This is a genomic window from Nonomuraea deserti (assembly GCF_004348685.1).
Classification (GTDB): Bacteria; Actinomycetota; Actinomycetes; order Streptosporangiales; family Streptosporangiaceae; genus Nonomuraea; species Nonomuraea deserti.
Genome location: NZ_SMKO01000255.1, coordinates 1 through 12,564 on the forward strand (window position 1 = coordinate 1; position 12,564 = coordinate 12,564).

12 protein-coding genes are annotated in these 12,564 nt (G+C 72.9%); 9 read left to right on the plus strand and 3 right to left on the minus strand.

The annotated features are described in order from the left end of the window. From E1292_RS45955 to E1292_RS45975, 5 genes are all read left to right on the plus strand, one after another. The coding region (locus tag E1292_RS45955; protein ID WP_132606100.1) for an ACP S-malonyltransferase at nucleotides 1-392 on the plus strand (392 nt) is incomplete at its 5' end. Beyond that, nucleotides 389-1,345 carry a beta-ketoacyl-ACP synthase III gene (locus E1292_RS45960; RefSeq protein ID WP_132606101.1) on the plus strand — a complete coding sequence of 319 codons (957 nt, stop codon included), beginning with the start codon at nucleotides 389-391 and terminating at the stop codon, nucleotides 1,343-1,345. The genes E1292_RS45955 and E1292_RS45960, both read left to right, overlap by 4 nt. Nucleotides 1,346-1,437: 92 nt before the next feature. After that, nucleotides 1,438-1,677: an acyl carrier protein gene (locus E1292_RS45965; protein ID WP_043614464.1), complete on the plus strand. Its 240-nt coding sequence runs from the start codon at nucleotides 1,438-1,440 to the stop codon at nucleotides 1,675-1,677. A 49-nt stretch (nucleotides 1,678-1,726) separates the two neighbouring features. Beyond that, entirely contained in the window at nucleotides 1,727-2,959 is a 1,233-nt protein-coding gene (gene fabF, locus E1292_RS45970) for a beta-ketoacyl-ACP synthase II (protein WP_132606102.1), read from the plus strand. 1 nt (nucleotide 2,960) lies between these two features. Beyond that, complete coding sequence (locus E1292_RS45975; protein ID WP_132606103.1) at nucleotides 2,961-4,385, plus strand: carboxyl transferase domain-containing protein; 1,425 nt, start codon at nucleotides 2,961-2,963, stop codon at nucleotides 4,383-4,385. A gap of 184 nt (nucleotides 4,386-4,569) precedes the next feature. Here the strand turns inward: E1292_RS45975 and E1292_RS45980 are convergent, their stop codons facing one another. Then, entirely contained in the window at nucleotides 4,570-5,064 is a 495-nt protein-coding gene (locus tag E1292_RS45980) for a DUF3145 domain-containing protein (RefSeq protein WP_132606104.1), read from the minus strand. Between the two features lie 174 nt (nucleotides 5,065-5,238). On the opposite strand from E1292_RS45980, the gene E1292_RS45985 reads away from it, so the two are divergent. The 4 genes from E1292_RS45985 (at nucleotide 5,239) to E1292_RS46000 (ending at nucleotide 9,888) form a co-directional block, all read left to right on the plus strand. Next, nucleotides 5,239-6,252 carry a S8 family peptidase gene (locus tag E1292_RS45985; protein ID WP_132606105.1) on the plus strand — a complete coding sequence of 338 codons (1,014 nt, stop codon included), beginning with the start codon at nucleotides 5,239-5,241 and terminating at the stop codon, nucleotides 6,250-6,252. A gap of 72 nt (nucleotides 6,253-6,324) precedes the next feature. After that, nucleotides 6,325-6,879 carry an RNA polymerase sigma factor gene (locus E1292_RS45990; protein WP_132606106.1) on the plus strand — a complete coding sequence of 185 codons (555 nt, stop codon included), beginning with the start codon at nucleotides 6,325-6,327 and terminating at the stop codon, nucleotides 6,877-6,879. Beyond that, entirely contained in the window at nucleotides 6,876-7,325 is a 450-nt protein-coding gene (locus E1292_RS45995) for a hypothetical protein (RefSeq protein WP_132606107.1), read from the plus strand. The genes E1292_RS45990 and E1292_RS45995 overlap by 4 nt, the downstream gene beginning before the upstream one ends. 61 nt (nucleotides 7,326-7,386) lie before the next feature. Then, nucleotides 7,387-9,888, plus strand: coding sequence for a CHAT domain-containing protein (locus tag E1292_RS46000; protein ID WP_132606108.1), 2,502 nt, complete (start codon nucleotides 7,387-7,389; stop codon nucleotides 9,886-9,888). A 174-nt stretch (nucleotides 9,889-10,062) separates the two neighbouring features. Here the strand turns inward: E1292_RS46000 and E1292_RS46005 are convergent, their stop codons facing one another. Beyond that, nucleotides 10,063-10,884, minus strand: a complete 822-nt coding sequence (locus E1292_RS46005; RefSeq protein WP_132606109.1) for a sulfurtransferase — start codon at nucleotides 10,882-10,884, stop codon at nucleotides 10,063-10,065. Continuing rightward, the gene (locus tag E1292_RS46010) at nucleotides 10,881-11,987 is read right to left on the minus strand and encodes an alkaline phosphatase family protein (protein ID WP_132606110.1); all 1,107 of its coding nucleotides are present in this window, start codon (nucleotides 11,985-11,987) and stop codon (nucleotides 10,881-10,883) included. Before E1292_RS46010 ends, E1292_RS46005 begins: the two co-directional genes overlap by 4 nt. Nucleotides 11,988-12,564 lie beyond the last annotated feature (577 nt).

Below are 12,564 nucleotides of genomic sequence, written 5' to 3' on the forward strand. Positions count from 1 at the left end.
AGGCCGACCCGCCCGCCCGCGCCCGGCTCATCTCGCTCTCCGTTGCGGGCGCCTTCCACACCGCTCACATGGCCACGGCGGTCGAGAGCCTGCGCGAGGCGGCCGGCAGCGTCACGCCCGCCGACCCGGGCGTCACGCTGCTGTCCAACTTCGACGGCCGGCCGGTCACCACCGGCGCCGAGTTCGTCGAGCGGCTGGTCCAGCAGGTCAGCAGCCCCGTCCGATGGGGTGCCTGCATGGAGACCATGGCCGGTCTCGGCATCACCGGGATGATCGAGCTACTGCCCGGCGGCACGCTGACCGGCCTGGCCAAGCGCGCCCTGCGCGGCGTGCGGACCGTCGCGCTGAAGACCCCAGACGACCTCGACGCGGCCAGGGAGCTGATCCCGTGAAGATTCCCGACATCGCCCCTGGCGGCAGGGTGCTCGCCTTCGGCCACTACCAGCCCGCCAACGTGGTCACCAACGACGACCTGGCGAAGACCATGGAGACCAACGACGAGTGGATCCTGTCCAGGGTCGGCATCAAGGAGCGCAGGGTAGCGCCCGACGGTGAGTCCCTGGAGGACATGGCCACCATCGCCGGCGGCAAGGCACTGGCCGCCAGCGGGCTGTCGCCGGAAGACATCGACCTCGTCATCGTCGCCACCTGCACGCTCGAGACCCAGATCCCCAACGCCTCCGCCATCGTCGCCCACCGCCTGGGCATCCAGGCGCCCGGCGCGTTCGACGTCAACGCCGCCTGCGCCGGCTTCTGCTACGCGCTCGGCACCGCCAGCGCCGCGGTGCGCGCGGGCTCGGCCAGGAACGTGCTGGTCATCGGCGCGGAGAAGCTGTCGCAGTGGATCGACTGGACCGACAGGTCCACCGCCGTCATCTTCGCCGACGGCGCGGGGGCCGCGGTGGTGGCCCCGTCGGAGACGCCCGGCATCGGCCCCGTGGTGTGGGGCAGCGCCGGCGACAAGTCCGACGCGATCATCATCAAGGACCGCGCCGACTACCTCCGGCAGGAGGGCCAGACGGTGTTCCGCTGGGCCACCACCGCGCTGCATCCGGTGGCGCTCGAGGCCTGCTCGCGGGCGGGTATCGACCCGTCCGAGCTGGCCGCGTTCGTACCCCACCAGGCCAACCTGCGCATCATCGAGGCCATCGCCCGTAAGCTGGGCGCCGACCAGGCCGTCATCGCGCGCGACATCGTCACCTCGGGCAACACCTCGGCCGCCTCCATCCCTCTCGCGCTCTCGCGCATGGTGGAACGCGGCGAGGTCCGCACGGGCGATCTCGCGCTGGTGCTCGGCTTCGGCGCCGGCCTGACCTACGCGGGCCAAGTGATCGAGATTCCGTAGGATCGGGCACGGTCTGCGCCGTGCCCGCCCAGAGAAAGACTTGTGCGGCGCAACCGCACAGATTCCCAGGAAACCAAAGGAGAAATAGCGACATGGCTGCCACCGAGCAGGACATCCTCGAGGGCCTTGGCAAGATCATCAACGAGATCACCGGCATTCCGGCGTCCGAGGTGACCCCCGAGAAGAGCTTCGTGGACGACCTCGACATCGACTCCCTGTCCATGGTCGAGATCGCCGTGGCCGCCCAGGACGAGTTCGGCGTCGAGATCCCCGACGACCAGCTCAAGAACCTGAAGACGGTCAAGGACGTCCTCACCTTCATCCAGAACTGAGCCGCAACACCCGATCCGACCAGTACTGATCAGCAAGGGAGCGCGAAACGTGAGTGCGAACCGGGTACGTGTCGTCGTCACCGGGCTCGGCGCGACGACGCCCGTCGGTGGAGACGTCACCTCGACCTGGACGGCGCTCCTCGCCGGTCAGTCGGGTGTCGAGGCTCTCACCACGGACTGGATCGACACCGTCCCCGTGAAGTTCGCGGGGACGGCCGCGGTCGACCCCACCGAAGTGCTGCCGCGGCCCGAGGCTCGCCGCCTCGACCGCAGCGAGCAGTTCGCGATGGTCGCCGCGAGGGAGGCCTGGCAGGACGCCGGCTCTCCCGAGGTGCCGCCGGAGCGGCTCGGCGTCGTGGTCTCCAGCGGCATCGGAGGCATCAACACCACGCTGACCGCCTACGACACCTATCGCGAGCGCGGCTGGAACCGGCTGTCGCCGTTCACGGTGCCGATGCTCATGCCCAACGGCCCGGCCGCCTGGATCGGGCTCGACCTGGGCGCCCAGGCGGGGGTGCACGCCACGGTGTCGGCGTGCGCGTCCGGCGCCGAGGCCATCGGCCACGCGATGGACATGATCAGGGTGGGTCGCGCCGACGTGGTGGTCGCCGGCGGCACCGAGGCCGCCATCCACGGCCTCAACATCGCCGCCTTCGCGGCCGCGCGGGCCATGTCCACCCGCAACGACGACCCGGCGGGCGCGTCCAGACCGTGGGACCGCGGCCGCGACGGGTTCGTGCTCGGCGAAGGCGCCGGCATCGTCGTGCTGGAGTCGGAGGAGCACGCCAGGGCGCGGGGCGCGCGCATCTACGCCTACTGCTCCGGCGTCGGCTACTCCGCCGACGCGCACCACATCACGCAGCCCGAGCCTGACGGCCGGGGCATCATCATGGCGATGACGCAGGCGCTCACCGACGCCGGCGTCACCGGCCACGACGTCAAGCACGTCAACGCGCACGCCACCTCGACGCCCGCGGGCGACGTCGGCGAGGTGCAGGCCGTGGCCAAGGCCATCGGCACCCACCCGCTGGTGACGTCGACCAAGTCCATGACCGGGCACCTGCTCGGCGGCGCGGGCGGCATCGAGTCGGTCTTCACGATCAAGGCGCTGCAGGAGCGGATCGTTCCCGCCACCATCAACATCGACGATCTCGACGACGGCATCGAGGTCGACGTCGTCCACGGCAAGAACCGCACGCTGCCCGACGGCGACGTGGCCGCGGTCAACAACTCGTTCGGATTCGGCGGGCACAACGTGACCGTCGTGTTTAAGGGGGCATAAAGTGACCGTCCTCGACAACCGGGTGGTGACGCCAGGCTCCGATCAGGAGCCCGCCGATCCCCGCGATCCAGTCATTCGCCTGACCGCGCTGCTCGACGAGGGCTCGCTGCGGCTCATCACCCCGGAAGACAAGAGCGGCATGCTGGCCGCCATGGGGCGCGTCGAGGGTGTGCCCGTCGTCGCGTTCTGCAGTGACGCCCGCTTTCAGGGCGGCGCCATGGGCAGCGAGGGTTGCGAGCACATCGTGCACGCCTACGACGTGGCCGTCCGCGAGCGGGTGCCGGTCATCGGCATCTGGCACTGCGGCGGCGCGCGGATCCCCGACGGTGTGGAGTCGCTGCACGCCGTCGGCCGGGTCTTCGCCGCCATGACCAAGGCGTCCGGCGTGGTGCCGCAGATCTCCGTGGTCGTCGGCCCCGCCGCGGGCGGCGCCGCCTACGGTCCCGCGCTCACCGACCTGGTGATCCTGGCCGACTCCGGCCGCATCTTCGTCACGGGCCCCGACGTGGTCCGCAGCGTCACCGGCGAAGACGTCGACAGCGCCGCCCTGGGCGGCACAGAGCCGCACAGCAAGCGCAGCGGCGTGGCGCACATCGTCACCAAGACCGAGACCGACGCCTACGTCAAGGCGCGCCAGCTCGCCACGCTCCTCGGCCATCAGGGCCGGTTGCGTTCTGGAGAAATCGAGGAAGTGGACTTCTCCACGCTGCTGCCTGACTCCGCGCGCCGCGCCTACGACGTCAAGCCGCTGGTCAACGGCCTGCTCGACGAGCCCGGCCTGGAGCTGCACCCGAAGTGGGCACCGAACATCGTCACGTCGCTGGGCCGTCTCGGTGGCCGGACGGTCGGTGTGATCGCCAACAACCCGATGCGGCTCGGCGGCTGCCTCGACGCCACGTCCGCCGAGAAAGCCGCCCGCTTCGTACGCATGTGTGACGCTTTCGGGGTGCCGTTGGTTGTCCTGGTGGACGTTCCCGGTTACCTGCCGGGCGTCGGGCAGGAGCACGACGGCGTGGTGCGCCGGGGCGCCAAGCTGCTGCACGCCTTCGCCGAGGCGTCGGTGCCGCGGGTCACGCTGATCACGCGGAAGGCGTACGGCGGGGCGTACATCGCGATGAACTCCCGCGCCCTGGGCGCCACCAAGGTCTTCGCCTGGCCCACCACCGAGGTCGCCGTCATGGGGGCCGTCGCGGCGGTGCGCGTCATCAAGCGGCGCGAGCTGGCGGCCGTGCCCGAGGAGGACCGGGCCGAGCTGGAGGAGCGCCTGGCGGAGGAGCACTCGAAGCTTGCCGGCGGCCTGACCAGGGCGCAGGAGCTGGGCGTCATCGACGAGGTGATCAAGCCGGAGGAGACCCGCGGCGCGATCGCCAAACTGCTCGCCCAGGCGACCCCCGCCCGGGGCGCCCACGGCAACATCCCGCTGTAACAGCCGGCGACGTCACCCCGCATCCCGGCGGCGTCCCCGCCGTCTCGCCGCTCGCCCTCGGCGACGGCTCGCCGTCAGCCTCAAGCACAAGGCCCCGCACCGGTTCGGTGCGGGGCCTTCCTGTCGCCCGGCAGCGGAGCCCGGCCGCGGGCGCTGCTCGTGCCGAGCGGGGTGTACGGCGAGGTCAGACGGCGGCGTGCAGCCAGCGGACCGGCGCGCCGTCCCCGGCATAGCGGAACGGCTCCAGCTCCTCGTCCCACGGCCTGCCGAGCATCCGGTCCAGCTCGTCCTCCAGCACGCACCGCCCCTGAGCGGCCATCATCATCGCGGTGCGCAGCCGGTCTTCGGGGACCATGATGTCGCCGGACGCGCCGATGACCGCCGTGAAGGCGCCGAGCGTCGGCGTGTAGGCGTGCCGGGACCCGTCGACACCCGGCGAAGCGTCCTCGGTGATCTCAAACCTGAGCCGCTGCCAGCCCATGAGCGAAGAGGCGATGGCCGCGGCGACGCCCGGCCGGCCCTCCCATTCCGCCTGCGCGCGCACGACGTTGGGCGCGGCGGGTTGCGGAGTCCACGTCAGATCAACGGGCACGCCAAGGACACCCGCGACTGCCCATTCGATGTGTGGGCACAGCGCGGGCTGAGCCGAGTGGACGTAAAGGACGCCACGAGCAGACACCGGACCTCCCGTTCGGTACGAGGTGCGCCTTCCCCAACGGCCTCGTCCCGGGATGATCACAAGTGACTAGGGAGAGACTACCGTCGGTCGCCATCCGGCACCAGTGGGGGGCCATACCAACTTGGTGCGGGAGTCGCATGTGACAGCGGGGCAGCGGAGGAAAGATACCGGCTCATGGACATGCAATCTGTCGGCGAGGCGTTCATCCGGCCAGGTCAGGTGCTGACCGACCGGTCGGCGCTGTCCGCCGCGTCGCGCTGGACCTCGGCGGTCTCGGAGGCGGACGGGGTCTGCGTCATCCACCTGTCCCCCGGCGCGGACCCCTGCGAGATCACCGCCGAGCTCCGCGACCGGGGCGTGCGGGCCTCGCCGAACCACGTGTTCCGGGGCCAGCCCCTGTTCTTCGGCGGCCCCGCGTCCCGGCCCTTCCCCGTACCGCCCATCCGCCACAAGCCGGGCCGCACGCGCTCGGACGTGGTCATCGGCCTGCTCGACACCGGCGTCGCCGAGCACCCGTGGTGGTCCGGCAGCGACTGGTATCAGCGGCTGGGCCCCGACGACGCCGACGCGGCGGAGGGCGCGCAGGCGGGGCACGGCACGTTCATCGCGGGCCTGCTGGCGCGCCGGGCGCCGGGCGCGGCGCTACGGGTGCACCGGGTGCTGGACGGCGACGGCGTCGGCGACGAGGCGACCGTCGTACGCGCCCTGCACCGCATGCGCGAGCGGCCTCCCCACGTGCTCAACCTGTCCTTCGGCGGCCACACCTTCGACGACCGGCCGCCGCCCGTGCTGTCCGACGCCCTCGCCGCGCTGAGCGACACGGTGACCGTGGCCTGCGCCGGCAACACCGCCTCCGACCGGCCGTTCTGGCCCGCCGCGCTGGCGTGCGCCGTGGGCGTGGCGGCCGTGGACGCCTCACAGGAGCACCGGACCCCGTACTCGGGCCATGGCACCTGGGTGGACGCCTGCGCCCGCGGCGACTGGCTGACCAGCAGCTTCCTGAGCGGCGGCGACTTCGCGGGCTTCGCGACCTGGTGCGGCACGTCGTTCGCCACCGCGCTGGTGGCGGGCGCCATCGCCGACGCGGCCAGGGACGTGCCGGCGAAGGAGGTGGTCAGGCGGCTCCTCGACGCCGAGGAGACCCGGCAAATTCCGGATCTGGGAGTTCTCGTACCGGCGAGTCTGTAGAGTTTACGCTCAGTCCTCACGCAATCACGAAGAGGCATGACCGCCTCGGCGTGCCGCACGGAAGGAGGCCGCATGCCCGAACCACGCGAGCCGGCGGAGCTGGTCACGGCGGCGGCCGACGGCGACCGGACGGCGTGGGACGAGCTCGAGACCAGATACGGGCCGCGGATGTGGGCGGTGGCCAGGGCGTCCGGGCTGAGCCCCTCCGACGCGGCCGACGCCGTCCAGGGATCATGGCTGCGGCTGCTCCAGCACCTTCACACGCTCAGGGATCCGGCGAAGGTCGGCGGCTGGCTCATGACGACCGTGCGCCGCGAGGCTCACGCGTTCCTCCGCAAGCGTCATGACGTCTCCCCTTTCGACCACGACGTCCTCACCCTTGAGGCCGTCGACGATCCCGACCCGGCCTCCGCCGTGCTGGAGGCCGACGGCAGGCGCCTGCTCTGGAAGCAGGTCTCCGCACTGCACGAGCCCTGCCGCACGCTCATCCAGCTGGTCGCCATCGATCTGGGAAACCGGCAGATGGCGGCGCGGCTGGGCATGCCCGTGGGCAGTGTGGGCCCGACCAAGGCCCGCTGCCTGGAGAAACTGCGCACCCTGATCTCATCACAGGAGACGGCGCAATGATCAACGACGAGTATTTCCTGGCGGCCCTCCGGCTGGCCGCGGGAAACGACCCCATCCCGAGCCACGTGTCGGCCGCCGCACGCGACGTCTACGGGCTGCGGGTCCCCCGTGCGGTGACCGCCACCCCCGCCGCGCGCGCCGCCGCGGGCCCCGACGTGCGCGACCCGGACGGCTGCCACCTGGTGCGTTTCGTCGCCGACGGCCTCACCTTCGACCTGGAGGTGACGGTGGGCGACGGGCTCATCGACGTCGCGGGTCAGGTGTGCCCCCACCCGGGCGAAGACGCCGTCATCGACGTGAAGACCCCGCACCTCACGTTGACCCGGCACATCGCCCGCAACGGCGACTTCGCCGCGACGGGCCTGCCTCCCGGCTGGCTCAGCGTGGTGTGCCACCGGCCCGGACGCGCCCCCGTACAAACCAGATGGGTGCGCATCCGGCCCTGATCCCAGCCACCAGCCGGCAGGGGGAGCCGCGCCCCCGCCCGGCGTCAGACCAAGGCCTGCCATGAGTGCATACCCGGACTCATCAGGCGACCTCGATCCGCTCGTCAGGGCGGCCGAGGCCGCAATGCTGCGTTCCCTGGTGGATCCCGGCCACGCCATGCGCGCGGGCCGCCTCGTGCTGGCGGCTGCCCGCCGCGTCGGCTCCGCCGAGGCCGCGGTCATGTCGCTCAGGGCGATGGCGCTGGCCGCCCGCGAGCTCGGCGACCTGGAAGCGGCCGAGCAGCACCTCCGGGAGGCCCTCGGCACGCCCGGCGCGCCGCAGGAGCGGCTCGCGCAGGCGCGGCTCTCCCTCGTCACCGTGCGCACCGAACGAGGGCACCCCCTGCAGGCGCTGCGCGTGGCCGCCCTGGCCTGGGCCTACCTGCGCCCGCTCGACCGCGCCAAACTCGACACCCAGCGCGCGGTCGCCCTGGCCCACCTCGGCCGCCACCAGGAGGCCATCGCCTCCTGCGACCGTGCGCTGCGTGCCCTGGTGACCGCGCCCGGCACCATCGACGACCGCAGGTTCCTGGCGGGCGGCCTGCTCAACCGCGGTCTCATCCACTCCTACCGCGGCGACTGGGACGCCGCGATGCGCGACCTCACCGCGTGCCTGGAGATCGCCCGGCACGCCGGGCTGCTGCACCTGTCCCGCCTGTCCGCCGCGAACCTGCCGTTCCTCGCGGTACGTCGCGGCGACATCGCCGGGGCGTTCAAGCACTACCGGGACGCCGAGGACACCCTGTTCGGCTTCCCCGAGCGGCTGGCCACGATGCGGGCGGACTTCGCCGGCGCCCTGCTGGCCGCCCACCTGCCCGGCGAAGCCAGGGCGATGCTGAGCCTGGCCGTGCCCGACCTTGAGGCGTCGGGCGCCCAGGTGGCGCTGGCCGAGGCGCGGCTGAAACTGGCCCAGGTGGAGCTGCTCACCGGCGACCCGCACCAGGCCAGGCAGGTGGCCGAGCAGGCCGCCGCCGAGCTGGCCGCGCAGGAGCGGACCCGCTGGCTGCCGCTGGCGCAGGAGGTCGTGCTGCGTTCGCGGCTCGCGCTCGAACCCGTCACCCCCGCCCTCGTCGCCGAGCTGATCGCGTGCGCCGACGAGTTGGAGAACGGCTTCGCCCCGCAGGCAGGGGCGGCGCTGCGGCTGGTGGCGGCCGAGGCGGCACTCGCCGTGGACGACCACCCGACCGCCTCCGCGCAGCTCGCCCGGCTCACCCGGCACGCCGAACGGGGCGAACGATGGGTCCCGGCCGGCACCCGGCTCACCCCGCTGGGCTCGGAGCCGCAGGCCAGGCGGTTCGCCTCGCAGATCCCTGGACCGGTGCGCCAGCACGCGCTCGCACTCGAAGCCGCGCTGCAGGAGGACAACACCGGCGCCTTCCGTGCGGTCCAGGACGGGCTGTCGGAGGTCAGCGAGCAGGTCGAGACGTTCGACGATCCGTCGCTGCGCGCCCACGCGGCCAGAGCCGGGGAACGGCTGGCGGCCTTCGGGCTGGGGCTGGCGGTGCGCGACGGAGGCGTCGAGGAGGTGTTCGAGTGGAGCGAGCGGTGGCGGGCCGTCACCGCCCCCGCGCACGCCGGCCGGCCCGCCGATCCTGAGCGGGTGCGGGCGGAGCTGGGAGGGGGGACCCTGGTGGAGTACGTGACCCACGAGGAGTCGCTGCTGGCCGTACTGATCTCCGAGCGGCGGGTGCTGCTGCGGCGGCTGGCCGACATGCGGCAGGTGAAGGAGGCGATCGTCCGGCTGCGTTACTCGCTGCGCCGCCAGGCCGGCCCCGGCGACGTCGAAGCCGCTGCCGTCGACGTCGAACGTCTGGTGCTGCAGCCGCTGTTCGCCGAGCTCGGCAACGGGCCGCTCGTGGTGGTGCCCGTGGGCGCGCTGCACACGCTGCCGTGGGGCGCGCTCCCGTGCCTGCGCGAGCGCCCGGTGAGCGTGAACGCCAGCGCGGCCGCCTGGGTAGGCGCGCTCGATCGTGTACACCGCGATGGGCCCCCGGTGGTCGTGGCCGCTGCCGGGCCCGCGCTGGCGCACGCGCACGCCGAAGTGGCGCACGTCCTGGCCTGCCACCCGGGGGGACGCGAGTCGCCCGCGCGCACGGCGGACGTCCTGAAGGCGCTCGAAGTCGCGGACGTGCTGCACCTGGCGGCGCACGGGGTGTTCCACTCGCGCAGCCCGCTGGTGTCCGGGATCACGCTGGAGGACGGGCCGCTCATGGCGTACGACCTTTTGGAGGCGCCCCGGTCGGCGGGGCTCGTGGTGCTCTCCGCGTGCAACTCGGGAATGTCGCGGGCACCCGTGGACGGGGCGCCGCTCGGTCTGCCAGGGGCGTTCCTGGCCAAGGGGTCGTCGTGCGTGGTGGCGGGGCTCGTACCGGTGCGGGACGAGGCGGCGCGGGCCGTCATGGGAGTGTTCCACGAGCTCGTGGCGGCGGGCCGGCCACCGGACGCGGCGCTGGCGTGCGCCGCCGCCAAGACGGGCGAGCACGCCTTCGTCTGCTTCGGCGCGGGTGACCGGGCGCTGTACTGACGCCCCATCGGATGCCCGCCCCCGCGGCGCCGTGCTACCCGGCGCCGCGGCGCGTACTGGCCCGGTCCCCAGTCCCCCCGTGCGGATGCCTGGTGGTGCGGTCCAGCGCCAGCGGCCTCGTACCGGCCCGGTGTGAGGTCGCTGCGTTTGCGGCGCGTTCGTCCTGGGGGGTGGTCAGCCGGTCGCCACGGGTCTTGACGGGTCGGCCACCCAGCCGGACCAGGAGCCGACGTACAGCGCGGCCGCGGGCAGCCCCGCCACCTCCAGCGCCAGCACCTCATGGGCGGCCGTCACGCCGGATCCGCAGTAGGCGCCCGCCTCCGCCCCTTCGCTGATCCCGAGACCGGCGAAGCGGGCCCGCAGGGTGTCAGGGGCGAGGAACCTGCCGTCGGGCCCGACGTTCCCGGTCGTGGGCGCGTTGACGGCCCCGGGGATGTGCCCCGCCACGGGATCGACCGGCTCCGCCTCGCCCCGGTAGCGCTCGGCAGCCCGGGCGTCCAGCAGCACGCCCTCCGCGGCCAGCGCGGCCGCCTCGTCGGCCGTCAGCATCGGCATCCCGCCCGGCCGCGCGGTGAAGTCGCCATGGGCGACGGGGTCCGGAGCCTCCTTCGTGGTCGGCAGCCCGGCCCCGGCCCACGCGGCGAGCCCGCCGTCGAGCACGCGGACGTGCTGGTGGCCGAAGTAGCGCAGCGCCCACCAGGCCCTGGCCGCCACCGTGGAACCCACGTCGTCATAGACCACGACCGGCCGGTGGTCCGACACGCCGAGGCGGCGCATGGCGTCCTGGAACGCGCCGGGCTCCGGCAACGGGTGCCGGCCGCCGTCGCCGGGCGGCCCGGCGAGGTCGGTGTCGAGGTCGCAGTAGACGGCGCCCGGGATGTGCCCTTCGCGATAGAGCTCCTCCCCCGGCGGGCCACCGAGCCGCCAGCGGACGTCGAGCACCGTCACGCCGTCGAGCGCGGCGAGATCGGCGGGTGTGATGAGCGGGGTCGTCACGTGCGCACCTCCAGGAGCGGGACGTTCTGCTCGGCCGCCGTCAGCGAACCGTGGTAGCCGGTGAAGATCGCCTCGACCGGATGGTTCGTGGGGGCGGTGATGGCCAGGTCGGTGTAGGGGACGGCCACGACGTCACCGATGCGCTCCAGCCAGGAGTCACGCACGCGGGGCCCGAACCAGCCCGACTCGACCGCCTCCTCCCTGGAGGCCACCCAGGCCTTACCCCCGAAGATCTCGCGCCACGCCTCCAGCACCTGATCACCCGCGCCCGGCTCGGCATAGACGTGCCTGGCCCTGGCCTCGCCACCGAGCAGCGCCACCCCCCGCGTCAGCTCGGGGACGCTCTCGGCATCGACCTTCTCGCCGACGTTGACCATGCCGTGGTCGGCGGTGACGTAGAAGGCGGACCCGGGCGGCAGCCCCTCGGCGATCCGCTGCGCCATGCCGTCGACCACGCCGAGCTGGCGCAGCCACTCCTCGCTGCCCCAGCCCGTCATGTGGCCGGCCGCGTCGAGATCCCCGTAGTAGACGGTGACGTGAGCGGGGCGCCGCCGCATCGCCTCGTGCACGCGGGCGACGCGCTCGTCGGCGGTCTCGGCGGCCGCGTAGCGCACACCACGGTAGACGGCCCTGGTCAGCCCCGTGCCCTCGAACTCCGCGGGCGCGACATAGACGGAGTCGATGCCGGCCAGAGTGGCGCGCTCGTAGACGGTCTCGGCGGGCTGCCACTCGTCCGGGTCCATCACCTGGCCGTCGGGCAGAGTCCAGCGCAGGCAGTTGAACAGGTGCCCCGTACCCGGCACGGCCAGCATCAGCCCGAGCATGCCGTGCTCGCCCGGCGTCAGGCCCGTGCCCAGCGAGCACAGGCTCGTCACGGTCGTGGCGGGAAAGCCCGCGGTGAGCGTCCTGCTGCGCAGGCCGGCCAGGAACGGGGCGGCGTCGGCGTGGGCGCGCAGCAACTCGGCTCCCAGACCGTCCACCAGGAACAGGCAGACGCGCTCGGCGGGCTCTATGGCGAGCGTGTTGGGGGCGCGCATCCCCAAGGCGGCCAGCAACGAATCCGGCAGATCCGTCAGCGCCCCGCCGCCATACCCCGGCACCATGCGCCTAGCTTAACCGGCGCTCCCGCGCGCCCCGCGCCTGCTGTCTCGCCGCTGGATCTCGCCTTCATCTGGTACGGCAACGCCGGCTTGCCCGCACGCGCCGACGCTGGTTCCCGTCCGTCATGGCCGGTCGTGAAGGCTCACGGGGTGCTCGCCGTTACGAGCGTCTCCTGGGCCGTGTTCTTCGCCGAATCGTCAGCCGGTGCGCCTGTCGGCCGCTGCCCCATCGGTCGTGCTCTCCGCGTGACCGTCGCCGTCTGCTCCGCCGTGTGCGGGCCCGTCGGTTCGTCGTCGGCCGTGTGCTCGCCCATGACGGTCGCCGCCTGCCTGCAGCACGTCTCGGGTCTGCCGGGTCCACCTGTCAGCCGTGTGCTCGCCCATGACAGTCGTCGCCTGCCCTGCAAGCCAGTGTCTTTGGCGAGCGGTGTCCTTGGCGGCGGGTCTCCCTGGCGGCGATGTCCCCCGGCGAGCGGTGTCGCCTGTTGGGTGCGTTCGTGGCGTGTGCAACCGGATGCTGGGTGGCGTGGAGTGAGGTGTGGGAGGTGAAGTGGATGGGGCGGGGCGGGCGCGCCGGCGT